General features: G+C 71.3%; 28 protein-coding genes, 1 pseudogene and 1 riboswitch. Of the genes and pseudogenes, 11 read left to right on the top strand and 18 right to left on the bottom strand.

Features of this window, described 5'->3' with window-relative positions; translation table 11 throughout:
• Positions 1-343 precede the first annotated feature (343 nt).
• From GNT64_RS05615 to recR, 3 genes are all read right to left on the bottom strand, one after another.
• Positions 344-1969, bottom strand: coding sequence for a DNA recombination protein RmuC (locus tag GNT64_RS05615; protein WP_156678614.1), 1626 nt, complete (start codon positions 1967-1969; stop codon positions 344-346).
• Positions 1970-2065: 96 nt separating this feature from the next.
• Positions 2066-2596, bottom strand: a complete 531-nt coding sequence (def, locus tag GNT64_RS05610) for a peptide deformylase (RefSeq protein WP_156678613.1) — start codon at positions 2594-2596, stop codon at positions 2066-2068.
• Positions 2597-2645: 49 nt separating this feature from the next.
• The gene (gene recR, locus GNT64_RS05605) at positions 2646-3242 is read right to left on the bottom strand and encodes a recombination mediator RecR (protein WP_156678612.1); all 597 of its coding nucleotides are present in this window, start codon (positions 3240-3242) and stop codon (positions 2646-2648) included.
• A gap of 82 nt (positions 3243-3324) precedes the next feature.
• Here recR and fmt point away from each other — a divergent pair, with 82 nt between their 5' ends.
• The gene (gene fmt / locus GNT64_RS05600) at positions 3325-4230 is read left to right on the top strand and encodes a methionyl-tRNA formyltransferase (RefSeq protein ID WP_156678611.1); all 906 of its coding nucleotides are present in this window, start codon (positions 3325-3327) and stop codon (positions 4228-4230) included.
• Positions 4227-4990, top strand: a pseudogene (gene truA / locus GNT64_RS05595) (tRNA pseudouridine(38-40) synthase TruA); the annotation flags it as partial. The gene fmt and the pseudogene truA, both read left to right, overlap by 4 nt.
• Here the strand turns inward: truA and GNT64_RS05590 are convergent.
• Positions 4973-5440: a hypothetical protein gene (locus GNT64_RS05590; protein WP_156678609.1), complete on the bottom strand. Its 468-nt coding sequence runs from the start codon at positions 5438-5440 to the stop codon at positions 4973-4975. The pseudogene truA and the gene GNT64_RS05590 overlap by 18 nt on opposite strands.
• Before the next feature lie 164 nt (positions 5441-5604).
• Between GNT64_RS05590 and GNT64_RS05585 the strand changes: the two genes are divergently transcribed.
• On the top strand, positions 5605-6525 hold the full coding sequence (locus GNT64_RS05585; RefSeq protein ID WP_156678608.1) for an XdhC family protein: 921 nt from the start codon (positions 5605-5607) through the stop codon (positions 6523-6525).
• Between the two features lie 32 nt (positions 6526-6557).
• Here the strand turns inward: GNT64_RS05585 and rpmE are convergent, their stop codons facing one another.
• On the bottom strand, positions 6558-6788 hold the full coding sequence (gene rpmE / locus GNT64_RS05580) for a 50S ribosomal protein L31 (protein WP_156678607.1): 231 nt from the start codon (positions 6786-6788) through the stop codon (positions 6558-6560).
• 101 nt (positions 6789-6889) lie between these two features.
• Positions 6890-7038, top strand: a riboswitch (cobalamin riboswitch).
• Between the two features lie 93 nt (positions 7039-7131).
• On the opposite strand from rpmE, the gene GNT64_RS05575 reads away from it, so the two are divergent.
• Together GNT64_RS05575 and mobA are read left to right on the top strand one after the other, a co-directional pair.
• Positions 7132-9030 (top strand): TonB-dependent receptor plug domain-containing protein, encoded by a 1899-nt coding sequence (locus GNT64_RS05575; protein WP_156678606.1) that lies wholly within the window; start codon positions 7132-7134, stop codon positions 9028-9030.
• A 66-nt stretch (positions 9031-9096) separates the two neighbouring features.
• A complete protein-coding gene (gene mobA / locus GNT64_RS05570; protein ID WP_156678605.1) occupies positions 9097-9639 on the top strand; it encodes a molybdenum cofactor guanylyltransferase in 543 nt (180 codons plus the stop codon).
• Between the two features lie 55 nt (positions 9640-9694).
• Here the strand turns inward: mobA and GNT64_RS05565 are convergent, their stop codons facing one another.
• The 4 genes from GNT64_RS05565 to eno all read right to left on the bottom strand — a co-directional run bounded on the left by GNT64_RS05565 (position 9695) and on the right by eno (position 13923).
• Positions 9695-11131 carry a pyruvate dehydrogenase complex E1 component subunit beta gene (locus GNT64_RS05565; RefSeq protein WP_156678604.1) on the bottom strand — a complete coding sequence of 479 codons (1437 nt, stop codon included), beginning with the start codon at positions 11129-11131 and terminating at the stop codon, positions 9695-9697.
• On the bottom strand, positions 11131-12192 hold the full coding sequence (gene pdhA / locus GNT64_RS05560; protein ID WP_231639297.1) for a pyruvate dehydrogenase (acetyl-transferring) E1 component subunit alpha: 1062 nt from the start codon (positions 12190-12192) through the stop codon (positions 11131-11133). Before pdhA ends, GNT64_RS05565 begins: the two co-directional genes overlap by 1 nt.
• Before the next feature lie 103 nt (positions 12193-12295).
• On the bottom strand, positions 12296-12601 hold the full coding sequence (locus GNT64_RS05555; RefSeq protein ID WP_231639295.1) for a septum formation initiator: 306 nt from the start codon (positions 12599-12601) through the stop codon (positions 12296-12298).
• A gap of 44 nt (positions 12602-12645) precedes the next feature.
• Positions 12646-13923, bottom strand: coding sequence for a phosphopyruvate hydratase (gene eno / locus GNT64_RS05550; RefSeq protein WP_156678603.1), 1278 nt, complete (start codon positions 13921-13923; stop codon positions 12646-12648).
• Positions 13924-14087: 164 nt separating this feature from the next.
• Between eno and GNT64_RS05545 the strand changes: the two genes are divergently transcribed.
• Positions 14088-14420, top strand: coding sequence for a hypothetical protein (locus tag GNT64_RS05545; RefSeq protein WP_156678602.1), 333 nt, complete (start codon positions 14088-14090; stop codon positions 14418-14420).
• Positions 14421-14434: 14 nt separating this feature from the next.
• Here the strand turns inward: GNT64_RS05545 and GNT64_RS05540 are convergent, their stop codons facing one another.
• A complete protein-coding gene (locus GNT64_RS05540) occupies positions 14435-14911 on the bottom strand; it encodes a PilZ domain-containing protein (protein WP_156678601.1) in 477 nt (158 codons plus the stop codon).
• 155 nt (positions 14912-15066) lie between these two features.
• Here GNT64_RS05540 and GNT64_RS05535 point away from each other — a divergent pair, with 155 nt between their 5' ends.
• Both GNT64_RS05535 and GNT64_RS05530 read left to right on the top strand, forming a co-directional pair.
• On the top strand, positions 15067-15327 hold the full coding sequence (locus tag GNT64_RS05535) for a hypothetical protein (protein WP_156678600.1): 261 nt from the start codon (positions 15067-15069) through the stop codon (positions 15325-15327).
• The gene (locus GNT64_RS05530) at positions 15327-16022 is read left to right on the top strand and encodes an NnrU family protein (protein WP_197277293.1); all 696 of its coding nucleotides are present in this window, start codon (positions 15327-15329) and stop codon (positions 16020-16022) included. The genes GNT64_RS05535 and GNT64_RS05530 overlap by 1 nt, the downstream gene beginning before the upstream one ends.
• Positions 16023-16148: 126 nt before the next feature.
• On the opposite strand, the gene GNT64_RS05525 is transcribed toward GNT64_RS05530, so the two are convergent.
• The gene (locus GNT64_RS05525; protein WP_156678599.1) at positions 16149-16367 is read right to left on the bottom strand and encodes a hypothetical protein; all 219 of its coding nucleotides are present in this window, start codon (positions 16365-16367) and stop codon (positions 16149-16151) included.
• Between the two features lie 206 nt (positions 16368-16573).
• On the opposite strand from GNT64_RS05525, the gene GNT64_RS05520 reads away from it, so the two are divergent.
• From GNT64_RS05520 to GNT64_RS05510, 3 genes are all read left to right on the top strand, one after another.
• Positions 16574-16795, top strand: a complete 222-nt coding sequence (locus GNT64_RS05520) for a hypothetical protein (protein WP_156678598.1) — start codon at positions 16574-16576, stop codon at positions 16793-16795.
• 62 nt (positions 16796-16857) lie between these two features.
• On the top strand, positions 16858-17289 hold the full coding sequence (locus GNT64_RS05515) for a hypothetical protein (protein ID WP_156678597.1): 432 nt from the start codon (positions 16858-16860) through the stop codon (positions 17287-17289).
• Positions 17290-17299: 10 nt separating this feature from the next.
• Positions 17300-18091 (top strand): DUF72 domain-containing protein, encoded by a 792-nt coding sequence (locus tag GNT64_RS05510; protein WP_156678596.1) that lies wholly within the window; start codon positions 17300-17302, stop codon positions 18089-18091.
• A gap of 71 nt (positions 18092-18162) precedes the next feature.
• Here the strand turns inward: GNT64_RS05510 and GNT64_RS05505 are convergent, their stop codons facing one another.
• From GNT64_RS05505 to GNT64_RS05475, 7 genes are all read right to left on the bottom strand, one after another.
• Positions 18163-18513 carry a DUF423 domain-containing protein gene (locus GNT64_RS05505; RefSeq protein WP_422396620.1) on the bottom strand — a complete coding sequence of 117 codons (351 nt, stop codon included), beginning with the start codon at positions 18511-18513 and terminating at the stop codon, positions 18163-18165.
• On the bottom strand, positions 18510-20285 hold the full coding sequence (locus GNT64_RS05500) for a cation:proton antiporter domain-containing protein (RefSeq protein ID WP_156678595.1): 1776 nt from the start codon (positions 20283-20285) through the stop codon (positions 18510-18512). The genes GNT64_RS05505 and GNT64_RS05500 overlap by 4 nt, the downstream gene beginning before the upstream one ends.
• Positions 20282-20737 carry an iron-sulfur cluster assembly scaffold protein gene (locus GNT64_RS05495; RefSeq protein WP_197277292.1) on the bottom strand — a complete coding sequence of 152 codons (456 nt, stop codon included), beginning with the start codon at positions 20735-20737 and terminating at the stop codon, positions 20282-20284. Before GNT64_RS05495 ends, GNT64_RS05500 begins: the two co-directional genes overlap by 4 nt.
• Positions 20738-20781: 44 nt before the next feature.
• Positions 20782-21318 (bottom strand): CvpA family protein, encoded by a 537-nt coding sequence (locus GNT64_RS05490; RefSeq protein ID WP_156678593.1) that lies wholly within the window; start codon positions 21316-21318, stop codon positions 20782-20784.
• 179 nt (positions 21319-21497) lie between these two features.
• Complete coding sequence (radA, locus tag GNT64_RS05485; protein ID WP_156678592.1) at positions 21498-22868, bottom strand: DNA repair protein RadA; 1371 nt, start codon at positions 22866-22868, stop codon at positions 21498-21500.
• Positions 22869-22940: 72 nt separating this feature from the next.
• Positions 22941-23642 (bottom strand): glutamine amidotransferase, encoded by a 702-nt coding sequence (locus GNT64_RS05480; protein WP_156678591.1) that lies wholly within the window; start codon positions 23640-23642, stop codon positions 22941-22943.
• An 81-nt stretch (positions 23643-23723) separates the two neighbouring features.
• Positions 23724-25127, bottom strand: a complete 1404-nt coding sequence (locus GNT64_RS05475) for an NAD(P)H-dependent flavin oxidoreductase (protein ID WP_156678590.1) — start codon at positions 25125-25127, stop codon at positions 23724-23726.
• Positions 25128-25171 lie beyond the last annotated feature (44 nt).

The following is a 25171-nucleotide window of genomic DNA, read 5'->3' as shown; positions in this document are numbered from 1 at the left end:
GGGACAGGTCTTACGAAGGATCCGAACATCAGCGCCTGGTCCTCTGCGAGCCCGGCTGGCGGATGGTTCGTCTTAACATGTAGCCAGTCATCCTGAACTCGTTTCAGGATCCATGTGAGACAGAGCGGCACGGTGAAGCGTCACGAGCAACTGACCGCGTGCATGGATCCTGAAACAAGTTCAGGATGGCGATTGCCCGAGATCGAACAGCCGATACGCATGTTCAATCGGAGTGTCTGACAAGCGGGTTCAGCACCCGACCGCTTCGCTCGGCCGGCAAGCATGCGTAGATCGGTAACGTCAAACCCCCTCGGCGCGACGACCGCTCTCGCAAGCCAATCGCCTATTCCGCCGCCTCGCGTTCCTCCGGCTCCGGCAGCGACGGCTCGTCGCCGTAGCGGGCCAGCGCCTCGACCGGCGGCACCTCGTCCACCTCGCGGGCGCCCGTCTCGATGTTCAGATCGCGGAATTTGCGGCCCGTGCTCAGCACGTTGCGCTCGAACGATCCGACGAAGGCGTTGTAGTTGTTCACCGCGCTGGTTAGCCCGCCGCCCATCTTCTTCAGGTGGCCGGCCGCCACCGCCAGCCGGTCGTGCATCTCCTTGCCCAGCGCGCCGATCGCCCGCGCCTCCTTCGCCAGTTTCTCCTGCCGCCACACGGCGGAGACGGTGCGGGCGATCGCGATCAGGTTGGTCGGCGTCGCCAGCAGCACGCGCTTGGAAAAGGCATGGTCCCACAGGCCGGGATCATGCTCCAGCGCGGCGGAGAGGAAATGCTCGCCCGGCACGAACATGATGACGTAATCGGGCGCATCGGCGAACTGGGCGCCATAATCCTTGCCGCCCAGCCCGTTGACATGCGCCTTCATCGCCGCCGCATGGGCCGTCAGCGCCAGCCGCCGCTCGCCCTCGTCCACCGAATTATAGGCGTCCTGATAGGCGTTGAGCGAGACCTTGGCGTCCACCACCAGCGATCGGCCGCCGGGCACGGTGATGATCGCGTCGGGCCGCAGCCGGCCATCGTCGGTGTCGACGCTCACCTCGGTGCGGAAATCGGTATGCTCGGCCAGGCCGCAGCTCTCCAGCACGTTGCGCAGCTGCTGCTCGCCCCAGCGCCCGCGCGCCTTGGGCGCCGCCCGCAGCGCGTTCACGAGCCGCGAGGCCTCGCCGCGCACCGCCTCCTGCCCCATGCGCATCTCGTTGATCACGCCGGTCAGCTGGTTCTGCTCGCGCCGGCGCTCCTCCTCCACCTTCGCCACGCCGTCCTCGTAGCGCTTCAGCGTCGCCTCCACCGGGGCGAGCGCCGCCTTGATCTTCTCCTCGCTGGCCGCGCCGGCCTGGTGGAAGCGCTGGTCGGCGCGTTCGAGGAACTGGCGCTGCGCGGCGTCGAGCAGTTTCGCGCCCACCTCGCCGAACTGGGCGGAGAGCGCCTCCCTCGCCTCAATAAGCTGGCGCAGCTGCGCCTCGGCCGCCTCGCTGCGGGCATCGCGATCCGCCCGCAGGCCGCGCGCCTCGGCCACCGCCGCCGCCGTCTCGGCGCGGGCCGCGTCCAGCATCGCGCGGATCTCGGCCACCGTGCCACGAGCCTCGGCGAGCAGGCGGGACTGCGACTGCGCCGCCTCGCCGCGCGCCTCGCCATCGGCGCGCAGCGCCCGCGCCTCCGCCGCCGCCTCGGCCGCCTCACGCCGCGCCGCATCGTGCAGCGCGCGGATCGCCTCCACCGCCTCGGCCGACTCGCGGCGCAGCGTGTCGTGACCGCGCCGCGCCTCGGCCACCTCGGTGCGCAGCGGCGGCAGCTGCTCGGCCTCGGCCAGCGCGCGGTTCAGGTCGGCGATGGCGCGGGTGAACTTGTCGCGCCACTCGTCACGCTCGCGCGTCAGCGCGCCGCCCGTGCGCCCCCACGTCAGCCAGCCGCCGGCCAGGCCCAGCGCGAGCGCCGCCACGATGGCGAGTGCGATACCGATCTGCATGCGTCGCTCCAGCGGAACAGAAAGCGAACTCTGCCGTGCGGGAGCGGAATTTGCAAGGGCTCCGCCGCGGCGATCACGCGGCGGATGCGGCGGCGATCAGGCGGCGCGGCGCTGCCGCCGGGCCTTGTCCAGCTTCTTCAGCACCATCTCGCGCTTCAGGCGGGACAGGCGATCGATGAAGAGGATGCCTTCCAGATGGTCCATCTCATGCTGCAGGCATGTCGCGAGCAGGCCGTCCAGCGCCGCCTCCTGCGCGTTGCCGTCGCGGTCCAGCCAGCGCGCGTGCACGATCGCCGGCCGGTCCACCTCGGCATATTGATCGGGCACGGAGAGGCAGCCCTCGCTATAGGTGCGCTGCTCCTCGGATGGGTCGAACAGTTCCGGATTGATGAACACCATCGGCCGGCGCACCGCCTCGCCGTCCTCGCCCGCCTCCTGCAGGTCGATCACCAGCACGCGCTTCGGCACGCCGATCTGCACGGCGGCCAGGCCGATGCCGGGCGCGTCGTACATCGTCTCGAACATGTCGTCGATCAGCGCCCGCACCTCGTCGTCCACGGTCTCGACCGGGGTCGAGATCACCTTGAGGCGGGGATCAGGGGCTTCGAGGATCGTGCGGATGGCCATCTGCGGAAATTAGGATCGGGCGGCCGAATCGTCAATGTGCCGGGGCGCGTCAGGCGATCGGGCGGCGCGCGCGCAGCGCCTGCGCCAGCGTGCCCTCGTCCAGATAGTCGAGCTCGCCACCCACCGGCAGGCCGTGCGCCAGTTGGGTGACGCGCACGGGAAACGCCTCGATCCGCTCCGCCAGATAGTGCGCCGTCGTCTGCCCCTCCAGGGTGGCGTTCATCGCCAGCACGACCTCGTCTATGCCGCCCGCGTCCAGGCGGCGGACGAGCCCCTCGATCGCCAGATCCTCCGGCCGCACCCCTTCCAGCGCCGACAGGCGCCCGCCGAGCACGTGGAAGCGGCCGGGGAACAGGCGCGAGCGATCGAGCGCCCACAGGTCCGCCACCTCCTCCACCACGCACAGCAGCCGCGCGTCGCGGCGCGGATCGGCGCAGATCGAGCAGGGATCGACCGTATCGACGTTGCCGCAAGTGGCGCACGTCACCAGCCGCGCGTTCACCGCCTCCAGCGCGCGCAGCAGCGGCGCCATCGCCGCCTCGCGCTTCTTGAGCAGGTGCAGCACCGCCCGCCGGGCGGAGCGCGGCCCGAGACCGGGAAGGCGGGCGAGCGCCTGCGTCAGCGCGTCGATTTCGGGAGAGGCCATGGCAGGAACAGATAGGGGCTCCGGCGCGGATCGGCCAGATAGAGGCTTGCATGCGCCGCGCCCAGGCGGTTGAGGGGGAGGCATGCGGATCATCTTCATGGGCACGCCCGATTTCGCCGTGCCGACGCTCAACGCGCTGATCGCCGCGGGGCACGACATCGCCGCCGTCTACTGCCAGCCGCCGCGCCGCGCTGGCCGCGGCAAGGCGCTGACGCCCTCACCGGTGCAGCGCCGGGCGGAGGCGGCCGGCCTGCCGGTGCGCCACCCCGTCAGCCTGCGCGATCCGGAAGCGCAGGCCGCCTTCGCCGCACTCGCCGCCGACGTCGCGGTGGTCGCCGCCTACGGCCTCATCCTGCCGCCGGCGGTGCTGGCGGCGCCGCGGCGCGGCTGCCTCAACGTGCACGGATCGCTGCTGCCGCGCTGGCGCGGCGCGGCGCCCGTGCAGCGCGCCATCATGGCCGGAGACGAGACCACCGGCGTCACGATCATGCAGATGGAGCGCGGCCTCGATACCGGCCCGATGCTGGCGACGGTCGCCACGCCGATCGGCGACAAGACGGCCGGCGCCCTCGCCACCGAACTGGCGGAGGCTGGGGCGGCGCTGATGGCGCGGGTGCTGGCCGATCTGGCCGCCTTTCCGCCGGTGCCGCAGCCGGAGGCCGGCGTCACCTACGCCGCGAAGATCGACAAGGCCGAGGCGCGCTTGGACCTGACCGCCGACGCCGCCACGGTGGAGCGGCAGGTCCGCGCCTTCAACCCCGCCCCCGGCGCCTTCTTCGAACATGCGGGCGAGCGTATCCGCATCCTCGCCGCCGTCGCGACCGGCGACGCAGGCCCGCCCGCGACCGTGCTGGACGGGGCACTGACGATCGCCTGCGGCACGGGCGCGATCCGCCCGCTCGTGGTGCAGCGGGCCGGGCGCGCGGCGATGGCACCGGCCGATCTGCTGCACGGCTTCCCTATCCCGCCCGGCACGCGGCTTTCTTGACGCGCTTCCGCCTGACGATCGAATATGATGGCCGCCCGTTCATGGGCTGGCAGCGGCAGGCGCACGGCCCCGGCGTGCAGGGCGCGCTGGAGGCGGCGGCGGCGACGATCGTCGGCGAGGCCGTCGCCTTTCACGCCGCCGGCCGCACCGATGCCGGCGTGCATGCCGAGGCGATGGCGGCGCACTGCGACATCGCCCGCCCGATTGCCCCGTTCCGCCTGATGGAGGCGCTGAACGCCCGGCTGCGGCCCCATCCCGTCGCCGTGCTCGCCTGCGAGGTTGCGGAGGGGGACTGGCACGCCCGCTTCTCCTGCACCGGCCGGCGCTACGTGTACCGCATCGTCAACCGGCGGGCGCCGCTGGCGCTGCTGGCGGGCAAAGCGTGGCAGGTGGCCGCCCCGCTCGATGCCGCGGCCATGCACGCGGCGGCGCAGGCGCTTACCGGCACGCATGATTTCACCACCTTCCGGTCGGTCCACTGTCAGTCGGCCAGTCCGCTGAAATCGCTCGACCGGCTGGACGTGGTCCGGGACGGAGACGGCATCGCGGTCCACGCCGCCGCCCGCTCCTTCTTGCACCATCAGGTGCGCTCGATGGTCGGCTGCCTCGTCCTCGTTGGGCGCGGGCGCTGGTCGGCTAAGGATCTGGTCGCCGCGCGCGATGCCCGCGATCGCGCCGCGCTGGGGCTCAACGCGCCGCCGGACGGGCTCTATTTCGCAGGCGCGTCCTATCCCGCCTGAGGTCAGGCGGCACGGCGCGCGTTGCGCAGCCGTCGCGCGTTGGAGGTGACGGTGCGATGCACCGGCGTCATCGTCGCCTCGCCCGTCAGCACCGGCCACATCATCGCGCGCGATCCACGCCGCCCGGCATCCTCCGCCATCCCGCGCAGCCGCGCGGCGCTGGGCACGCCGCCCATCATCAGGTGGACGATGTCCATCGCCTGCGCCGCCAGATCGCGCTGGAAGGCGCCCATCTGCTCGATCAGGGCGATGCCGGAGTAAGAGAGGGCGAACAGCTTCTCCGGCATCATCCGGCCCATCTCGCGATAGTTCGCATCCAGCGGGTTGGTGAAGGCGGCACCGATCAGGCTGAGGCGCGCGGCGATGACGAAACCGGAGGCGGTCGCGATCTCGCCCGCCTTGATGCCGAGATCGGCGGCCCGCACCACCACCGTCGCCAGCGAGGCGACATCGTCCTCATTCCCGTTCATCAGCAACACTCCGGACATGGTATTCCGCCGCTAGGAGGCAACAGTGGCGGAAGCGTGGCGCAGACCCCAACTGTCCCTATGCCTCGTTCGCGCGTTCGGCGGCGGGCGAGGCGACGATCGCGACGGACAAGGCCATGATGACGAACCCTGAACACACCCCTGAAATGACCGGCGAGCTCGACCGGCTCGTCGCCGCCGCCCGCGCCTGGGCACCGATGCCCATGGCGCTGGCCACCGTCGCCTCCACCTGGGGTTCGGCCCCGCGCCCGCGCGGCAGCCACATGCTGGTGGCGGCGGACGGCCGTTTCGAGGGGTCGGTCTCCGGCGGCTGCGTGGAGGGCGAGGTGCTGGCCGCCGCCGCCGAGACGATCGCCGACGGGCGGCTGCGCCGGCTGACCTTCGACGTGGCCGAGGAGACCGCCTGGTCGGTGAGCCTGCCCTGCGGCGGCGAGATCGCGGTGATCGTGCAGCCGGTGAGCGAGGCGGGCTTCGCCCCGGCGCTGTTCGATCGCATCGCCGCCGCGCGGGCGGCCGGCACCCCGCTCGCCATCACCACCGATCTGGCCGGCGGCACCAGCCGGGAGGGCGATGCGGCGGGCGCGGACCGCTTCGTCAACGCCTATCTGCCGCCGCGCCGCCTGCTGATCGTGGGGGCGGTGCAGATCGCCCTGCCGCTCGCCGGCTTCGCCCGCGGGCTGGATGTCGCCGCGACCATCATCGATCCGCGCGACCGCTTCCGCACCGAGGAGCGTTTCCCCGGCGTCCCGCTTGACGGGCGCTGGCCGGACGAGGCGGTCGCCGCCCTCCGCCCCGACGCAGCGACGGCGGTGGTCACGCTCAGCCACGATCCGAAGATAGACGATCCGGCGCTGGTCGCGGCGCTGCGATCGCCCGCCGGCTACATCGCGGCGCTCGGCTCCAGGCGCAGCCACGCCAAGCGGCTGGAGCGGCTGGCCGCCGCCGGCTTCGACGAGGCGGCCTTGGGGCGCATAGACGGGCCTGCCGGCATCGCCATCGGCGCGCTCGGCCCGGCCGAGATCGCGCTTTCGATCGCCGCCGGCATGGTGCAGGCGCTGCGCCGCTGAGGGTGGCGCCCCGGCAAGGGGCGCCGCCGCGCTTACTTCTTGCCGAGCGTGAGGCCGCCGAAACGCTTGTTGAAGCGGGCCACCTGGCCGCCGGCGTCCAGCATCGTGCCCTTGCCGCCGGTCCACGCCGGATGCACGGTTGGGTCGATGTCCAGCTGCAGCGTGTCGCCTTCCTTGCCCCACACGGTGCGGGTCTGGAACACGGTGCCGTCGGTCATCTGGATGTTGACCATGTGATAGTCGGGGTGGATGTTCTTCTTCACGAAAAGGCCTCCGGCTGAGGGCTGGTTTCCGACCAGCCCGGATGCGAAGGCGCGCCTCTACAGGCAAGCCGCCTGCTTGACAAGCAGGCCCGCCAGCCTCTAGCGGCGCGGCCAGCGAAGGTGCCGCCCGGCCAGCAAGGCCCGGGGGCGGTGAAAAGGGAAGCCGGGGAAGATCCGGCGCTGTGCCCGCAACAGTGATCCGCCCGATCGGGGCGGGGAGTCTGGAACCTGCCTTCGCCGTCGTCCGCGCCCGGCCGGGTCCAGCCGCAAGCGCGTGGAAAGGTGCGGGCCGGATCCGCCCCGATCCTCCGAGACGACAGGTGCAGTCGTCAAGGGGGATTTCATGACCATCGCCTTCATCCTGGCCGCAGCCGCGGCCGCGCCCGCCGCGTCAACCACTGCGCCCGACATCGTCGTCAGCGCCGCGCTGGTGCCCGTCACCCAGGCGGAGGCGCCGGCCACCGTCACCGTGATCGATCAGGCGCGGATCGAGGCGCTGGGCAGCCCCTACGCGCTCGATCTGCTGCGCCTCGCGCCGGGCGTGTCGGTCGCCACCACCGGCTCGCCCGGCGCGCAGACGCAGGTCCGCATCCGCGGCGCCGAGGCGAACCACACGCTGGTGTTCATCGACGGCATTGCCTTCAACGATCCCGCCGCCGGCAACGAGGCCCGCTTCGAGACCTTCTCCGCCGACGGCCTCGGCCGCATCGAGGTGGTGCGCGGCCCGCAGTCGGCGCTGTGGGGCTCGGAGGCGCTCGGCGGCGTGATCGCGATGGAGACGCCCGATCCGCTCGGCACCCTGCGCGCCACCGCCACCGGCGAATATGGCAGCCGCGATTTCCGCCGCGGCGCCGCCAGCCTCGTCACCGGCGGCGAGAGCGCCGGGGTCTCCGCCACCGCATCGTGGCTGAAGGGCGACGGCATCGACGCGCTCGGCGGCGGCCGGGGCGATCGCGACGGGTTCGAGACGAAGACGGCCAGCGTCAAGGCGGTCGCCCGCCCCGCCGGCGGCGACGGCGAGATCGGCATCGTCGGCCGCTATATCGAGCATGACAACCAGTTCGACGGGACCGATCCCGTCACCTTCCAGCGCGCCGACACCGCCGACGCCGCCCGCACCGAGACGGGCGCCGTGCGCGGCTGGGCCACGCTGGGCCTCGGCCCCGATGCGCCGTGGAGCGTCACGGCGGACGGCATGTACCTGAGCAGCGAGAACCGCAACCGCAACGGCGACACGCCGCTGAACCGCACGCGCGGCGATCGCTTCCGCGTCGGCGGCCAGCTCGTCCACCGGCTCGACATCGGCACCACCGCCCACACGCTGATCGCCGCGGTGGAGCGCGAGGACGAAACGTTCCGCGCCTCCGACGACCAGTATTTCGGCGCGACCGACCAGCGCCGCACGCGCGGCCGCACCGCCTATGTCGGGGAGTGGCGCGCCGCCTGGGGCCGGCTCCTCGCCACCGACGTCGCCGTGCGGCACGACGACTATAACCGCTTCGCCAACCAGACGACGGTGCGCGCCAGCGCCATCCTGACGGTGGCGGACGGGCTGTCGCTCGTCGGCACCTACGGCGAGGGCACCGCCCAGCCGACCTTCTTCGATCTGTACGGCTTCTTCCCCGGCAGCTTCGTCGGCAACCCGAACCTGACGCCGGAGACGTCGCGCGGCTACGAGGCCGGCGTGCGCTTCGTCCGCCCCGCTTTCTCGGCCGAGGTAACGGCGTTCAGCAACCGCCTGCGCGACGAGATCGTCTCGGTGTTCGACAGCACGACCTTCCTCTCCTCCACCGCCAACGCCACGGGCAGGAGCCGGCGGCGCGGCATCGAGGCGAACGTGCAGGCGCAGCCGCTCGCCGGGCTGCGGCTCACCGCGAACTACACCTATCTCGATGCGAAGGACCAGCAGGTCGCATCGGGCGTCGCGCTGAAGGAAGTCCGCCGGCCGAAGCACAGCGGCAATCTCGCCGCCGACTGGACGGCCGGGCCGCTCACCCTGGGCGCCTCGCTCGCTTATGTCGGCCGCCGGAACGACGTGGACTTCGATCAGTTTCCGGCACCCACCGTCCGGCTGCACGATTATGTTCTCGGCGGCGCCCGCGTGGCCTATGCCATCACCCCTAATATCGAGGCGTTCGGGCGGATCGAGAATGCGTTCGACAGCAACTACCAGGATGTCGTCGGCTACGCGACGCAGGGGCGCGCCGTGTTCGGCGGCCTGCGCGTCAGGATCGGCGGCTAGACCGGCCGGGCGGGCGGCATCGCCGGCCCGCGCCCGGGTCGCGACTGACGGGTGGATCGCGCGGCGGTGAGCATCCTCGGCGCGATCTTCGCCGGGGGCGCCGCCCGCCGCTTCGGCGCCGACAAGGCGGCCGCGCCGATCGACGGCCGGGCGATGATCGCGCACGTCGCCGCCCGCCTCCGCCCGCAGTGCGACGCGCTGGTGGTGGTCGGCCGCGCCTGGCCGGGGCTGACGCAGGTGGCGGACCGACCCCGCCCCGGCCTCGGCCCGCTCGGCGCCCTCGCCGGGGCGCTCTGCCACGCGCAGGCCCACGGTCACGATCTGGTCCTCACCAGCGGCTGCGACCTGCCCGATCTGCCGCTTGACCTCGCGACCCTGCTCGCCCCCGCGCCGGCCGTGATCCAGGGCCAGCCGCTGCTGGGCCTGTGGCGCGCCGATCAGGCCGGCGCGCTGCTCGACTGGCTGGACCGGAGCGGCGATCGCGCGATGCGCGGCTGGATCGCGGAAGCCGGCGCACGACGCGTGACGCCCGCCGCACCCCCCGCCAACATCAACACGCAGGACGAATTGGCCGCCTATCTCGCCGGCCGGGCCGATCCGCTACCCTGAAGGCGGCCGGCGGCGCACGAAGGCGCGCTCTCTCAAGCAAGTCATTCCGCGCCGCCTACCCCTGCCGGTAGCAGACCTTCTTCACCGCCGCGATCACGTCGTCCACCTTCAGCAGCGCGGCTTTTTCCAGGTTGGCGGCATAGGGCAGCGGCACATCGACGTTGGTCACGCGCAGCACCGGCGCGTCGAGATCGTCGAATCCCTCCTCCATCGCGATCGCCGCGATCTCGGAGGCGATCGAGCAGGTCGGCCAGCCTTCCTCCACCACCACCATGCGGTTGGTCTTGGCCAGGCTCTCCAGCACCGCCGCCTTGTCCAGCGGGCGCAGGGTGCGCAGATCGATCACCTCGGCGTCGATCCCCTCCTCGGCCAGCTTGCCCGCCGCGTCCAGCGATACGCCCACGCCGATCGAGTAGCTGACGATCGTCACGTCCTTGCCCGGCCGTACGATGCGCGCCTTGCCGATCGGCAGCACGTAATCGTCCAGCTTCGGCACCTCGAAGCTCTGGCCGTAGATCAGCTCGTTCTCCAGGAACACGACCGGATCTTCGCTGCGGATCGCCGCCTTCAGCAGGCCCTTGGCGTCGGCCGCCGAGTAGGGCGCGATCACGATCAGGCCCGGCACGCTGGCATACCACGGCCCGTAATTCTGGCTGTGCTGCGCACCCACCCGTGCCGCGGCGCCGTTCGGCCCGCGGAACACGATCGGGCAGCGCATCTGCCCGCCGGACATGTAGTTGGTCTTGGCGGCCGAGTTGATGATGTGATCGATCGCCTGCATGGCGAAGTTGAAGGTCATGAACTCGATGACCGGCTTCAGCCCGCCCATCGCGGCACCGGCGCCGACGCCGGCGAAACCCATCTCGGTGATCGGCGTGTCGATCACGCGGCGCGGGCCGAACTCGTCGAGCAGCCCCTGCGTCACCTTGTAGGCGCCCTGATATTCGGCGACCTCCTCGCCCATCACGAACACGCGGTCGTCGGCGCGCATCTCCTCGGCCATCGCGTCGCGCAGCGCCTCGCGCACCGTCGTCTTGACGAGTTCGGTGCCCTCCGGAACCTCCGGATCGTCGGTCGTCCTCGTCACGGAGGCGACCAGATCGCGGGCGCCCGTCTCCATCTGGTGCGGCGTCGCGGATTCGGGGATCGGCGGCGCGGCCTCGTCCTTCAGCGCCTCCTTCGGCGCGGCGTTGGCGGCCTCGCCCGCGCGCTCCTCCGTCGGCGCTTCGGCCGCCTCGCCGGCCTCCTCGTCCTCGCCGGCGATCAGGGCGATCACGGTGCCCACCTTCACGCCGTCCGTGCCCTCGGCCACCACGATCTTGCTGATCGTGCCCTCGTCCACGGCCTCATATTCCATCGTCGCCTTGTCGGTCTCGATCTCGGCGAGGATGTCGCCGGATTTCACCGCGTCCCCCTCCTTGACCAGCCACTTGGCGAGCGTGCCCTCCTCCATCGTCGGGGAGAGCGCCGGCATCTTCAGTTCGACGGCCATCAATATTGCCCCACCAGAACGTCGGTATACAGATCGTCGAGGTCCGGCTCCGGCGATTCCTCGGCGAAGTCGGCGGCGTCCTGCACGATCGCGCGGATCTCCTTGTCCAGCTTCTTCAGCTCGTCCTCGGTCACGCCCAGCGTCTCAAGCTCGCGCTTGGCCGCCTCGATCGGGTCGGATTTCTCGCGCACCGCCTGCACCTCGTCGCGCGAGCGGTACTTGGCCGGATCGGACATGGAGTGGCCGCGGTAGCGATAGGTCTTCAGCTCCAGCAGCACCGGCCCCTTGCCGGCGCGCACCCACTCCACCGCCGCGTTGGCGGCACCACGCACGGCCAGCACGTCCATCCCGTCCACCTGCAGGCCCGGCACGCGGAAGCTCTCGCCCCGGCGGAACAGCTGATCCTCGGACGAGGAGCGGTTCACGCTCGTCCCCATCGCATATTGGTTGTTCTCGATCACGAAGATGATCGGCAGCTTCCACAGCTCCGCCATGTTCATGGATTCGGAAACCTGGCCCTGGTTGGCCGCGCCGTCGCCGAAATAGGCGACCGCGATGCCGCCATCGTTCGAATATTTGTGGCCGAAGGCGAGGCCGGTGCCCAGCGACACCTGCGCGCCGACGATACCGTGCCCGCCGTAGAATTTATGCTCGGTCGAGAACATGTGCATCGATCCGCCCTTGCCGCGGCTGATGCCGGCGGCGCGGCCGGTCAGCTCGGCCATGATCGCCTTCGGATCGATGCCGTAGGCCAGCATGTGGCCGTGATCGCGATAGCCGGTGATCACGCTGTCCTTGCCCACCTCCAGCGCGGACTGGATGCCGACGGCGACCGCCTCCTGCCCGATGTAGAGGTGGCAGAAGCCGCCAATCAGGCCCAGCCCGTACAGCTGGCCGGCCTTCTCCTCGAAGCGGCGGATCAGCAGCATCTGGCGGTAGAATTCGAGCAGCTGTTCCTTGCTCGCCTCGAACCGCGCCGGCTCGGCCGGGCGCTCGCGGTTCGATGGCGGCGATTTGGCGGGCGCGGTCTTCGCGCCCTTCGGCTGTGCTGCTCTGGCCAAGCGTCCACCCCTTGTTCGAGAACCGTTCGAAAATGCGTTGCCGGGACTATAGAAGGCCCCGGGGTGCCGACGCAACGGCCGCAGCCGCCACGGCATCATGCCTTCAGGGCTGCACCACCATATATTCGTTGCGATCGATCATGTCGGTGTTGCGCCGCACGAGCTCGTCGGCGAAATCCGGGTCGCCGCGCTCGATCAGCCGTTTCTGGTTCTGCAGCCGCGCCCGCTCCGCCTCGTAGCGGGTGAGCTCCACCTTCCGCACCTCCAGCTGCTTGCGATAGCCGCCCAGCGAGAGGAGGCCGTTGGTGCCCAGCAGGGCGAACCCGGCGAACACGGCCACCACCAGGATCGCCACCGTCGGCGCGGCGGCCGACAGGATCAGCGAGCGGACGGGGCGACGGCTCTTCATGATCCTGTTCTGCCCCCGCCCCGCCATCGCTGGCAAGCCCCGCGTCAGGCGCGGAAGATGCCGCGCCCGGCGTAGACGGCCATGGCCCCCAGCTCCTCCTCGATGCGGATCAGCTGGTTGTACTTGGCGAGCCGGTCCGACCGGGCGAGGCTGCCCGTCTTGATCTGGCCGCAGTTGGTGGCGACGGCGAGGTCGGCGATCGTCGCATCCTCGGTCTCGCCCGATCGGTGCGACATCACCGCGGTGTAGCCGGCGCGCTGCGCCAGGCTCACCGCCTCCAGCGTCTCGGAGAGGGTGCCGATCTGGTTGACTTTCACCAGCAGCGAATTGGCGAGGCCGCCGGCGATCCCCTCGCGCAGGCGCTGCGGGTTGGTGACGAACAGATCGTCGCCCACCAGCTGCACCTTGCCCCCGATCTTCTCCGTCAGCGTCTTCCAGCCGGCGAAATCGTCCTCGCCCATGCCGTCCTCGATCGATCGGATCGGGTAGCGGGCGCACAGATCGGCCAGATAGTCGGCCATCTCGTCCGGGCTGCGCTTCACGCCCTCGCCCTCGAAATCGTACTTGCCGCCCTTGAAGAACTCGGTCGCCGCGCAGTCCAGCGCCAGCACCACGTCGTCGCCGGGGCGGTAGCCGGCCGTCTCGATCGCCTTCATGATGAAGTCCAGCGCGTCGGGCGCGCTCGCCAGGTTCGGCGCGAAGCCGCCCTCGTCGCCCACCGCCGTGTTCAGGCCCTTGTCGCTCAGCGCCTTCTTCAGGGTGTGGAAGATCTCGGAGCCGCAGCGCACCGCTTCCGACAGGGTCGGCGCGCCGACCGGCATGATCATGAATTCCTGGAAGTCGATCGGGTTGTCGGCATGGGCGCCGCCGTTGATGATGTTCATCATCGGCACCGGCAGCACGTTGGCGGAGACGCCGCCGACATAGCGATAGAGCGGCAGCCCGCGCGCATCCGCCGCCGCCTTGGCCACCGCCAGGCTGGCGCCCAGGATCGCGTTGGCGCCCAGCCGGCCCTTGTTGGGCGTCCCGTCCAGCGCGATCATCGTCGCGTCCAGGGCGTTCTGGTCCTCGGCGTCCAGATCGCGCAGGGCGTCGGCGATCTCGCCGTTCACCGCCTCCACCGCCTTCGTCACGCCCTTGCCGCCCCAGCGCGCCTTGTCGCCGTCGCGGCGTTCCACCGCCTCGTGCGCGCCGGTGGAGGCTCCGGAGGGGACGGCGGCGCGGCCGAAGCTGCCATCCTCCAGGGTCACGTCCACCTCGACGGTGGGGTTGCCCCGGCTGTCGATGATCTGGCGGGCGTGGACGTCGAGGATCGCGGTCATGTGGGGGAGCGCCTTCCGTTGGGGCCGGGCCGTTCGGGCCGGGGATCGCCGGCGATCTAGCGGCAGGCCCGGCCGGAGGCAATCCTAAGGGGCATCCGCCACGAGGCGCTTCCCCGCACGCGCGATCCGGATCACACAGGCGTGGAAGCGGAGAGGAGCGGACGATGCGCCTTCACCTGACGATCGGGGCGGCCCTGCTCACCATGCTGCCCGGCGGCGCCGGCGCGGCCGGCCCGGCCGGCCCGACCCGCGCCGATCGCGCCCGGCAGACTTACGAGGCCCTCGTCAGCGGCCGCACGCCGCCGGGCCAGCTCAGCCCGCAGCAGCGCGCCGATATCGCCGCTCTTGTGCGGTCGCTGGGCACCCCGCGGGACGCGCGCACGCTCTCCCGGCGCTGCGTCGATCAGGAACTGAAGCGCGAAGGCGGCGCCCCCAGCGATCTGGCGCGCCGGGTGATCGACATGAAGTGCCTGGAGCCCGATCGGCCGCTCCGCTAGCTGGCGCGCGCCGCTCAGCCGGCCAGCGCGAGCCACGCCCAGCCGCAGGCGATCCACAGCGCCACGCTGCCGCCCGCGATCACCGCGATGCCCAGCGCGCGCGGCAGCCGGCCCGGCACGTCGGGCGGCACGTCCGGCTGAAGCATCGCGTCAAGCCGCTGCGGGAAGGCGCCGAGAACCAGGCTCTCGGCCGTGCGGCTGCACGCGACCTCCTCGTCGCTGAGCGGCCAGAGGAACTCCACGCCGTGCGCCGGCAGCGCCTCCCAGATCACCCGCCCCTCGCGCCGGCCGACGCCGGGTATGCCGATGTTCAGCACCCGGTCGATCGGCAGCGGCAGCGGGCTGTTCAGCTTGCACCCGACCCGCGACAGATCCTCGATGATGATGTCGATCGGCTGCTGGCGCGGATCGCGCGCGGTGCCGTCGCGGCCCAGCGGCACGCGCGTGGCGGCGCGCTGATCGTGGTGGATGGCAGGCTTGGTCATCGACATGGCGGCATCTCCGTTGCCGGAGAGGATGGCAGCATGTGCTTGCGACCGGACTGATCATCGTGGTTTCGTAACCGTTAGCCGCCAAAAAGCCTGGCGTCGGCCCGCACCGATCGCCCCCGGCGCGCGTTGACGCATCGAACGACCGGAGACCCGCCATGACCATCGCCGTGCGCAGGACAGTGGAGATGGCCGCCGTCTTCATGATCGGCGACGGGCTGCTCGGCCTCGTCCAGCCGCGCCGCCATGTCGCGCTGTGGCGGTCGGACGTGGCGGCGCTGGACGCGCTCGTCCGTCCGTTCGGCGGCCGGCCCGGGCGACGGCGCGCCTACGGCGTGCTGCAGGTCGCCGCCGGCCTCGCTCTGGCGACGGCACTCCGGCCTAGCGACAAGTCGGCGCGGGACGGCGGGAGAGCATGATGGCCGGAACGGGCATGGTCGCGGCGGCGGCGGTCGCCTTCGTCGGCACCCACTTCATCCTCTCGCATCCGCTGCGACGGCCGATCGTCGGGCGGATCGGCGAGGGGCCGTTCGCCCTCGTCTACTCGGTCGTCGCCTTCGTCACGCTCGGGTGGCTGGTCTTCGCCTATCGCGCGGCCGAGCCCACCGCCTTCCTGTGGCCGGTCGGCGATGGCCTGTGGGCGCTCGCCACGGTGCTGATGCTGGTGGCGGCGATCCTGCTGATGGGCTCGCTGGTGCGCAATCCGGCGCTGCCCAACCCCGGCGGCGCGATCGCGATCCCGGAGGAGGCGCGCGGCGTCTACGCGGTCACGCGCCATCCGATGCTGTGGTCGTTCGCCTTGTGGGGGCTGTGCCACATCCTCGTCTATCCGGTCGCGAAGAACATCGTCGTGGCAATCGCCGTCATCATCCTGTCGCTGGCGGGCGCGGCGCTGCAGGATCGCAAGAAGATCGGCCTCCATCCGCGCACCTGGGGCGCGTGGCAGGCGAAGACGAGCTACCTGCCGTTCGCCGCCATCGCTGCGGGCCGCGCGCGTCTGGGCGGCTTCGGCCCGCACGCGCTGCTCGGCGGTCTGGTCGTCTGGCTCGGCGCGACATGGGCGCACATCCCGCTGGCGGGCTGGCCGGCTGGCATCTGGCGCTGGATCGGCTGAACGCCGACCGGTCGACGGCCGCTCATTTCCGATCCTCCGGCGAGGTGAATTTGGCGATCATCAGGATCACGCACAGGCTGCCGAGCGCGATCGCCAGATAGCCGGCGCCGAACCACATCAGCCACGTCATGGATCGCCACGGATGCCGACGCGACGGGCACGCTCCGACGAGCGCACCGGCACCTTCAGGATATTGGCCCTCGTGCGGCACGCCTCCTGCGTCCGGCCGACGAGGCGGGCGATCTCGGGCAGGAACTTGCCGGCCGCGATCAGCCTGCGCAGCTCCTCGTCGGACTCGGTCGTCCAGGGACGATGACGGCGAACGCGGTGGACGGTGGGCTCCATGCGGGTCCTCCTCTTGAAAGAGGCCGCCAATTACGTGTCCCTGTTTGAACGCATCGCTAATCACCTTGTCAGCATCCAGACAGTATTGGTTACTCCCGGACTTCGCCTTGGCAAAGCTGCACTTTTTCCCATGCCTGCCCCGGTGGCGGAGCGGCTACGCATCGGATCGCGTGCTCGCACGTTGAGCGCGGCAGAGGAGAGAGACCATGGCCGAAGCGACGACATCCGCCTTTCCGCTCCTGATCGCGGCGGCGCTGGCACGCGATCTGGAAGCGGCGGGCCTGCTCTCCGATGCGTCGCGCAAGGCGATCCACATCGGGCTCGGCCCGTTGCGGGACGCGATCGGCGGAACCGAGGGCGAGGCCAAGGCCAGCGGCGAAGCGGCGATCCGCATCCTAGAGGATATCGCGCCGGCGGCCGACGGCTGAGGCGGCCCGCCGCGGGCCGCACATGCTTGACCGCGCATGGCCGCCGCCCCTAGCTCGCCGTCATGAACGACAGCAAGTCCCGCGCGCTGCTGACGACGGCGCTGCATCCGTCGTCCAGCCCCAATGAGCGGCTGATGGCGCTGGCGGCGTTCAACCGGATCATGGACCGCGCCGGCCTCCATCCCAGCGACATCGCCATCTGCGACGCGGCGCTGGCCCCGTCCGCCGATCGGGCGGAGGACGGCCGCGAGGCGCGGCGCCGCGAGACGGAGATCGCCGCCCTCACCCGCCGGGTGAAGGCGCAGGAGACCGCGCTGCGCCAGGCCGCGCGGGCGGCGGCGGCGAGCGCAGCGGAGATCGCCGCTCTCCGGGCGACGATATCGCGGCGCGAGGCGGCGGCCGACGAGGACGCCTGCCAGATCGCCGCGCTGGAGGCGGACATCGCCGCGCGCGACCGGCTGATCGCCGGCTATCGCGCGGAGCGGAAAGGCTGAGGAGGCACGCATGGCGATCCGGGTGGGCATAGGCGGCTGGAACTACGAGCCGTGGCGCGGCACCTTCTTCCCGACCGACCTGCCGAAAACGCGCGAGATGGACTATGCGATCGCGCACATGACGGCGATCGAGGTCAATGCGACCTACTACGGCTCGCAGAAGCCGGCCACCTTCGCCAAATGGGGGAAGGCGGCGCCCGCGGGGTTCGTGTTCGCGCTGAAGGGATCGCGCTACTGCACCGGCCGCAAGGTGCTGGCGGAAGCAGGCGAATCGGTGCGGCGGTTCGTCGATCAGGGCATCGTCGAACTCGGCGACCGGCTCGGCCCGCTGCTCTGGCAGTTCCTGCCGACCAAACGCTTCGATCCCGACGATTTCGCCGCCTTCCTGGCCCTGCTGCCGCGCGAGAAGGACGGCGTGGCGCTGCGCCACGCGGTACAGGTGCGGCACGAAAGCTTCGTCGATCCGGCGTTCGTCGCGCTGGCCCGCAAGGCGGGGGTGGCGATCGTCTTCGCCGATCATGCCGACTATCCGGCCCTGGCCGACCCGTCCGGCGATTTCATCTACGCCCGGCTGGAGAATGCGCGGGAGGAGGAGCCGACCGGCTACGCCCCCGCCGAACTCGATCGCTGGGCGCAGGCGGCGCGGCGCTGGGCGGCGGGCGAGGCGCCGAAGGGCCTGCCCTATGCCGCCGATCCGCGGGCGAAGGGCAAGGCGCGCGACGTGTTCGTCTTCATGATCAACGGCGCGAAGGTGCGCGCGCCGGCCGCGGCGATGGCGCTGATCGAGCGTATCGGCAAGTAGATCCCGCCCTGGTTCAGCATCGGGGCGGAGAAGGCGAGCGGCCGCACTCACCTGCCCGTCGCGACGGGCGCCTACCGCCCCCGCACCGCCAGCAGCAGCCACCCGGCGATCATCCCCGCGCCGCCCAGCGGCGTCACCGCGCCCAGCCAGCGCGGCGCGCCCAGCGCCATCGCGTAGAGCGTGCCCGCGAACACCGCCGCGCCCGCCACGAACAGCAGCGCCGCCATGCTCCCCCGCGGCCGGCCGAGCGCCACCAGCGCCGCCACCGCATGCACCATCTGGTAGAGCGCGCCGGTCCGCAGCCACTCGGCCGCCTTGCCGGCGGCGCCGTGCGCGCCGAACGCCCCCGCCGCCACCGCGCACGCGCCGGAGAGCGCCGCCAGCGCGAACAGCAGGCCGCCGCCGCCGCTCGCCCGCCTCACGGCTGCACCGTGTCACCCAGCGCGCGGCTGGGCGAGAACATCATTTCCATCGCGGTGCGCAGATCGCCGGATTCGCTCTGCAGCGCCAGTCGTCGCCGGTCCCGCTCACGATACTCGGCCTCCACGCGATCCACCTCCGCCTCGTCGAAACCCACCGCCGCCAGCGCCTGCCGGCCCATGCACACCGCCGATTCGAACACCTCCCGCGTCGTGCCGGTCAGGTCCAGCCCGTCCAGCCGCATCAGCGATCGCCGGTCGTACACGCGCGCCAGCACCGCCGCCTGTGGGAAGGCCTTCAGGATCGGCTCCAGCAGATCGGCGGTCAGCTGGTCCTCGTCGACGCACAGGATGATGGCCCGCGCGTCGCCGGCGCCCGCCTGGCGCAGCAGGTCCAGCCGCAGGCCGTCGCCATAATAGACCTTGGTGCCGAAATCGTTGCTGCGATCGATCTGCACCGGATTACGATCGATCAGCGTGACGCTGACCGCCTTGGCCATCATCATCTGCGCCACCGTCTGGCCGAAGCGGCCATAGCCCACCACGATCGCCCGCGCCTGCCCGCCCTCCGGCCGTTCGAGATCGTCGCGGGCGGTGCTGGACGGGGTCGCATAGTAACGCCGCGCGATCTTCATCAGGAACGGCGTCGTCGCCATGGAGAGCGTCACCACCGCGCCGAACAGGCTCGACGCCTCCGGCGCGATCAGCCGGGCCGCCTCCGCCTGGCCGAACAGCACGAAGCCGAACTCGCCGCCCTGGCTCAGCAGCAGGCCCAGCGCGAAGGCCTGCTTGGTGCCGACGCGGAACGCCTTGGCGATGGCGAAGATCACCACCGCCTTCACCACCACCACCGCCGCCGCCATGCCGATCACGAACAGCGGCCGCGCCGCCACCACGTGCAGATCCAGCATCATGCCGACGGCGATGAAGAACAGGCCGATCAGGATCGTGCGGAACGGCTCCACATCCGCCTCCAGCTCGTGCCGGTAGGGCGAGTCCGCCAGCATCATGCCGGCGATGAATGCGCCGAGCGCGGTGGAGAGGTGCAGCGCCTCCATCACCGCGGCCGAGGCCAGCACGGTGAACAGGCCGGCGGCGACGAACAGCTCCCGCTCGCCCAGCCCGCCGATCAGGCGGAACAGCGGGTTCATGATGTACCGCCCGGCCACCACCAGCCCGACGACGGCCGCCACGGTGTAGACGCCCAGCAGCCACCCCGGCGGCGCCGCCGGATCGGCCGGCGCGCGGGAAAGGGCCGCCACGATCGTGATCAGCGGCACGATCGACAGATCCTGGAACAGCAGGATGGAGAAGGCGCGCTCGCCGATCGGCGTGTTCAGCCGCCCGGCCGATTGCAGCATCGGCAGCACCTGTGCGGTGGAGGAGAGCGCCAGCGGCAGCCCCAGCGCCAGCGCGGCCGAGGCGGAGAAGCCGGTGAACAGGAAGATCACGGCGCTCAGCGCGATGCCGCACACCACCACCTGCGCCAGGCCGAAACCGAAGATGTCGCGCTTCAGCCGCCACAGGCGGCTTGGGTTCAGTTCCAGCCCGACCAGGAACAGCAGCAGCACGATGCCCAGCTCGGCGATGCCCAGCTTGCTCTCCGCGCCGCCCACCAGCGCCAGACCCTGCGGCCCCAGCAGCGCCCCGGCGACGAGGTAGCCGAGCACCGCGCCCAGGCCGAAGCGGCGGAAGATCAGGACGAAGACGAGGGCGGCACCCAGCAGCAGCACGCCGTCGCGCAGCAGCAGCGCCGTGCTCGCCCCCTCGTTCACGCGAGGGTCGCCGGGCTGCCGGTGCGCGCCCTGGCCGCGGCCTCCGCCACCGCCTCGAAGGCCAGCCGGATCGAGGCGTGGCGCGCCTTGTGCGGGCGGGCGGGGGCGAAAATCTCCAGCCCCGGCCAGTCGCCGGGATCGTCCCGCTCGCCGGCCAGGAAGCCGCTCAGCGCGTCGCGCGCGGCGGCCAGCTCGTCGGCGCTGCGGCCGATCGCATGCTCGCCCATCAGCGCGGCGGACGCCTGGCCCAGCGCGCAGGCGCGCACCTCCTGCCCCAGCGCGGCGATGCGGCCGACCGCGTCCAGCCGCACGTCCACCGTCACCCGGCTGCCGCACACAGGCGAGCGGCGCTCCACGCTGGCGGCGGGCTCCGCCAGCCGCTCCTGATGCGGGATGGCGGTGGCGAGGCGGAGGATGGTGGTGTTGTAGAGCGCGGCGGACATGGCCCCCATGTAGGCCGGACACGTCCGCGCCACTACCCCTTGAAGACGCGCCGTCAGCGCGTGTCGCGCTGCTTGCCCGGCGCGCGCCCGGCCGCCTGCCGCATCGCGACGAAATCCACGATCGCGCGGCTGCTGGCGTTCAGCAGCGGAAAGGTGCGGGATGTCGTCATCCACTCGGGCCGCGCGGCGCCACCGCCGTAGAAGGTGTCGTTGGCGAGGTTGGCGAGCAGGAACAGCAGGGTCGCGCCGATCAGCCCCTTCAGCACGCCGAAACCGAAGCCGAGCAGCCGATCGAGCGGACCCAGCACCGATTGCCGCGTGCGCGCGCCGATCGATCCGGCCACCAGCTTGCCGGCGACGAACACGGCGCCGAACACCAGCACCAGCGCCAGCACCGACGCGCCCATCGTCGTGCCGACATGCGGCGCCAGCAGCAGGGTGGCGGGCGAATGCACCATCTTCACCGCGATGATCGCCGCCACCCAGGCGAACAGCGACAGCACCTCGGTGACGAAGCCCCGCACCGCGCCCAGCAGCGCCCCGCCGCCCACCAGCAGCAGCACGATGATGTCGAGCGTGGTTAGATTCACACCGTTCCTCCCCGAAACGGGAGGAGGACCGCGCGAAGCGTGGTGGAGGGGGCGAGCGGCGAAGCGAAGGAGCAGCGAGGGCACGCCCGCCGCGCCGCCCCTCCACCGCGCGATGCGCGGTCCCCCTCCCCCTGCCGGGGAGGAATGTGTAGCTGGGCGGCACCATCATCCGCGAAGCGCTACCCGCGCCCCAGCATATGGTCAACGAGCCCGCCCAAGGTCGCGTGACCGGAGAGCGCCATGCCCGCCCGCTCCTCCTTGATCGAGGCGGGCACCATCGCGCGGGTGAAGCCGAGCTTGGCCGACTCCTTCAGCCGCAACCCGCCATGCGCCACCGGCCGCAGCTCGCCGGAGAGCGCCACCTCGCCGAACGCGACCGATTCCGCCGCCACCGGCCGCTCCGCCAGCGCCGAGACGAGCGCCGCCGCCACCGCCAGATCCGCCGCCGGATCGACGATGCGATAGCCGCCGGCGACGTTCAGATAGACTTCGGCGGTGGAGAAGCTGAGGCCGCAGCGCGCCTCCAGCACGGCCAGGATCATCGCCAGCCGGCCGCCGTCCCACCCCACCACGGCGCGGCGCGGCGTCGCCCCGCTCGCCAGCCGCACGACCAGCGCCTGTATCTCCACCAGCACCGGCCGGGTGCCCTCCATCGCCGGGAAGACGGTGGCGCCGGCGATGCCCTCCCCACGATGTGTAAGGAACAGCGCGCTCGGGTTCGCCACCTCGTCCAGCCCCTGCTCGGCCATGGCGAAGACGCCGATCTCGTCGGTGCCGCCGAAGCGGTTCTTGATCGCCCGCAGGATGCGATACTGGTGGCTGCGCTCGCCCTCGAACGCCAGCACCGTGTCGACCATGTGCTCCAGCACGCGCGGGCCGGCGATCGACCCGTCCTTGGTGACGTGGCCGACCAGCACCAGCGCCGTCCCCCGCTCCTTGGCGAACCGGATCAGCTCCTGCGCGGAGGCGCGGACCTGGCTGACGGTGCCGGGCGCGCCCTCGATCAGGTCGGAGTGCATGGTCTGGATCGAATCGATCACCAGCAGGGCCGGCGGCGCCGCCTGCGACAACGTCGTCAATATGTCGCGCACCGACGTGGCGGAGGCGAGCAGCACCGGCGCATGGCCGAGGCCCAGCCGGCGGGCGCGCAGGCGCACCTGATCGGTCGCCTCCTCGCCGGAGATATAGGCCACCGATCGCCCGGCCAGCGCCATCCGCGCCGCCGCCTGCAGCAGCAGGGTGGACTTGCCGATGCCCGGATCGCCGCCGATCAAGGTCGCGGAGCCGGTGACGAGCCCGCCGCCCAGCGCGCGATCGAACTCGGCGATGCCGGTCGCCATGCGCGGCGGCAGCGCGATCTCCGCGTCCAGCCCCACCAGCGCCACGCGCTGGCCGCCGCCGCGCAGATCGTGCCGGGCGGAGAAGGGCGTCACGTTCGTCGCCTCCTCAGCCAGCGTGTTCCACTCGGCGCAGTCGACGCACTGGCCCTGCCACTTCGTCGTGGAACTGCCGCACGCCTGGCAGACATAGCGTTTCTGCAGCTTGGCCATGCACCTTCCCCGATCGAACGAAACGGGAACCTACGCGATCGCGCGCCGCGCCTCAATGGGCAAATGGCGCGCTCAGCCGGGCAAGCCGTCCAGCCAGTCGGCGATCATTCGCCGCCCGGCGGCCACCGTGTCCGCGCCCAGCCGGGCATGCTCGGCGCGCAGCCGGGCCGCATCGGTGCCCGCCTCCGCCACATAGGCGTCGGCCCCGTCCAGCCACGCGTCGAAGCGCGGATCGAGGCCCATCTCGGGGTGGCATTGCAGCGCCAGCAGCGTGTCGCCGCGGCGGAAGGCCTGGTGGCGGTAGGCGGGTGTGGAGGCGAGCAGCTCGGTCCCGTCCGGCAGGTCGAACGTGTCGCCGTGCCAGTGCAGCACCGGCACGCCGGCGATGTGGCGCAGCGGCGATCCCGCGCCGGCATCGTTCAGCAGCACCGGCGCGAAGCCCACCTCCTTCACCGGCCCGGGATAGACGCGGGCGCCCAGCGCCGCCGCGATCATCTGCGCGCCAAGGCACACGCCCAGGGTCGGCCGGTCCGCCGCCAGCCGCTCGGCCAGCCGCTCCACCTCGTGCACGATCCAAGGGTGGGCGGCGGTCTCGTAGACGCCCATCGGCCCGCCCATCATCACCACTAGGTCCGGCGCGATCAGGTCCAGCGCGGGAAAGGCGGGGTCGGTCACGTCGACCCGGTCGATCGCGAAGCCGGCGGCCTCCACGGGCAGGCGGAAGCCGGCGATGCCCTCATAGGGCGTGTGGCGGATCACGAGTGCGCTTTTCATGCGCGCGGGGCTAGCCAAGCCGGCCGGCCCCTGAAAGCTAGCGATTCTTGGGGCGGCCCAAGCCGGCGCCCGGCAGCGCACTCAGTCGCCGGTCAGGATGCGGTCGACCAGCTGCTTCACGCTGGGCACGAAACCGTTCGAGTAGAACGGATCCTGCTTGAAGCGATAGGCGGCGTGGCCGGCGAACATCAGATTCTCGTCGATCGGGCCGCCATGCGCGATATCCTGCAAGGTCTTCTGGATGCAGAAGCTGCGCGGGTCCGCCAGCCGCCCGGTGGAATTGCCCTCGGTATCGGCCCATGAGGAGAAGCCGCACTGGCTGAGGCAGCCCATGCAGTCCGCCTGATCCTTGCGGACGATCTTCATCTCCTCCGGCGTCACGAACACCAGCGTGTTGTCCGGCGTCTTCAGCGCGCTGGTGAAGCCCAGGCCGTGCCACTCCCGCGCGCGCAGCAGGTCGCCGCGCGTCACCCAGAAGCTCTTGCCCTTCACGCCCACGTCCAGCTGATACTGGTGGTCGCCCGCCGCCTCGCCGGAGAAGGCGATCTGCCGTTCGGAGCGCGCCTCCAGATTACGCAGGAACGGGTTGCGCACCGCCGAGGAGTAGAAGCCGGTGGGCGAGAAGCGGTGGAGCAGGATGTCGCCCTCCTCCAACGTCGTCAGGTGGTTCTTCCAATCATGCGGGATCGGGCTCTCGCGCGTCAGCAGCGGGCGCGTGCCGAACTGGAAGGCGATCGTGCCGAGCTCGGGATTGTCGATCCAATTGTCCCACTCGCGCAGGAACCACACGCCACCGGCCATCACGATCGGCACGTCGTCCGATATGCCGCCCTCGCGCATCGTCTCGCGCAGCGCCTTCACGCGCGGATAGGGATCCTCCGGCCGCAGCGGATCCTCGGCATTGGAGAGGCCGTTATGGCCGCCGGCGCGCCACGGATCCTCGTACACCACCGCCGCCAGCCACTCCGACGCCTTGGAATAGGCCCGCTTCCACAGCGCGCGGAAGGCGCGGGCGGAGCTGATGATCGGCAGGTAGCTCACCTGGTGCGAGGCGGCGATCTCGGACAGGCGATAGGGCATGCCCGCGCCGCACGTCACGCCGGACACCAGGCCCTTGGTGCGTTCCAGCACGCCCTGCAGCACGCGCTGCGCGCCGCCCATCTCCCACAGCACGTTGATGTTGATCGCGCCCTTGCCGCCGGCGATCTCGAACGCGCGGCGCACCTGCTCCACGGCGCCCTCGATCGCATACTCGATCAGCTCCTCGTGCCGCTCGCGCCGGGTGAGCGCGTGATACACCTGGGGGATGATCTTGCCTTCGGGATCGTAGCTGTCGGCATTCACCGCGGAGACGGTGCCGATGCCACCCGCCGCCGCCCACGCCCCCGAACTCAGATGGTTGGAGACGGCGACGCCCTTGCCGCCCTCGATCAACGGCCAGACCTCTCGCCCGCCATAGACAATCGGTCTTACACCCTTGAACAATCATGCCTCCATGGGACGTACCGGCGCCGCTATAGCAGCGGCGC

Source organism: Sphingomonas profundi, assembly GCF_009739515.1.
Taxonomy (GTDB): Bacteria; Pseudomonadota; Alphaproteobacteria; order Sphingomonadales; family Sphingomonadaceae; genus Alterirhizorhabdus; species Alterirhizorhabdus profundi.
Note: the sequence above shows the minus strand (reverse complement) of the source record. Positions and strands in the feature narration are given on the sequence as shown.

What these genes read in the sequence shown, in the direction of transcription:
- GNT64_RS05615 (WP_156678614.1), bottom strand. Translation starts at nt 1,969, where the DNA reads ATGCAGATCGGTATCGCACTCGCCATCGTGGCGGCGCTCGCGCTGGGC.
- def (WP_156678613.1), bottom strand. Translation starts at nt 2,596, where the DNA reads ATGGCCATCCGCACGATCCTCGAAGCCCCTGATCCCCGCCTCAAGGTG.
- recR (WP_156678612.1), bottom strand. Translation starts at nt 3,242, where the DNA reads ATGGCCTCTCCCGAAATCGACGCGCTGACGCAGGCGCTCGCCCGCCTT.
- fmt (WP_156678611.1), top strand. Translation starts at nt 3,325, where the DNA reads ATGCGGATCATCTTCATGGGCACGCCCGATTTCGCCGTGCCGACGCTC.
- GNT64_RS05590 (WP_156678609.1), bottom strand. Translation starts at nt 5,440, where the DNA reads ATGAACGGGAATGAGGACGATGTCGCCTCGCTGGCGACGGTGGTGGTG.
- GNT64_RS05585 (WP_156678608.1), top strand. Translation starts at nt 5,605, where the DNA reads ATGACCGGCGAGCTCGACCGGCTCGTCGCCGCCGCCCGCGCCTGGGCA.
- GNT64_RS05575 (WP_156678606.1), top strand. Translation starts at nt 7,132, where the DNA reads ATGACCATCGCCTTCATCCTGGCCGCAGCCGCGGCCGCGCCCGCCGCG.
- GNT64_RS05565 (WP_156678604.1), bottom strand. Translation starts at nt 11,131, where the DNA reads ATGGCCGTCGAACTGAAGATGCCGGCGCTCTCCCCGACGATGGAGGAG.
- GNT64_RS05555 (WP_231639295.1), bottom strand. Translation starts at nt 12,601, where the DNA reads ATGAAGAGCCGTCGCCCCGTCCGCTCGCTGATCCTGTCGGCCGCCGCG.
- eno (WP_156678603.1), bottom strand. Translation starts at nt 13,923, where the DNA reads ATGACCGCGATCCTCGACGTCCACGCCCGCCAGATCATCGACAGCCGG.
- GNT64_RS05545 (WP_156678602.1), top strand. Translation starts at nt 14,088, where the DNA reads ATGCGCCTTCACCTGACGATCGGGGCGGCCCTGCTCACCATGCTGCCC.
- GNT64_RS05540 (WP_156678601.1), bottom strand. Translation starts at nt 14,911, where the DNA reads ATGTCGATGACCAAGCCTGCCATCCACCACGATCAGCGCGCCGCCACG.
- GNT64_RS05535 (WP_156678600.1), top strand. Translation starts at nt 15,067, where the DNA reads ATGACCATCGCCGTGCGCAGGACAGTGGAGATGGCCGCCGTCTTCATG.
- GNT64_RS05530 (WP_197277293.1), top strand. Translation starts at nt 15,327, where the DNA reads ATGGCCGGAACGGGCATGGTCGCGGCGGCGGCGGTCGCCTTCGTCGGC.
- GNT64_RS05525 (WP_156678599.1), bottom strand. Translation starts at nt 16,367, where the DNA reads ATGGAGCCCACCGTCCACCGCGTTCGCCGTCATCGTCCCTGGACGACC.
- GNT64_RS05520 (WP_156678598.1), top strand. Translation starts at nt 16,574, where the DNA reads ATGGCCGAAGCGACGACATCCGCCTTTCCGCTCCTGATCGCGGCGGCG.
- GNT64_RS05515 (WP_156678597.1), top strand. Translation starts at nt 16,858, where the DNA reads ATGAACGACAGCAAGTCCCGCGCGCTGCTGACGACGGCGCTGCATCCG.
- GNT64_RS05510 (WP_156678596.1), top strand. Translation starts at nt 17,300, where the DNA reads ATGGCGATCCGGGTGGGCATAGGCGGCTGGAACTACGAGCCGTGGCGC.
- GNT64_RS05495 (WP_197277292.1), bottom strand. Translation starts at nt 20,737, where the DNA reads ATGGGGGCCATGTCCGCCGCGCTCTACAACACCACCATCCTCCGCCTC.
- radA (WP_156678592.1), bottom strand. Translation starts at nt 22,868, where the DNA reads ATGGCCAAGCTGCAGAAACGCTATGTCTGCCAGGCGTGCGGCAGTTCC.
- GNT64_RS05480 (WP_156678591.1), bottom strand. Translation starts at nt 23,642, where the DNA reads ATGAAAAGCGCACTCGTGATCCGCCACACGCCCTATGAGGGCATCGCC.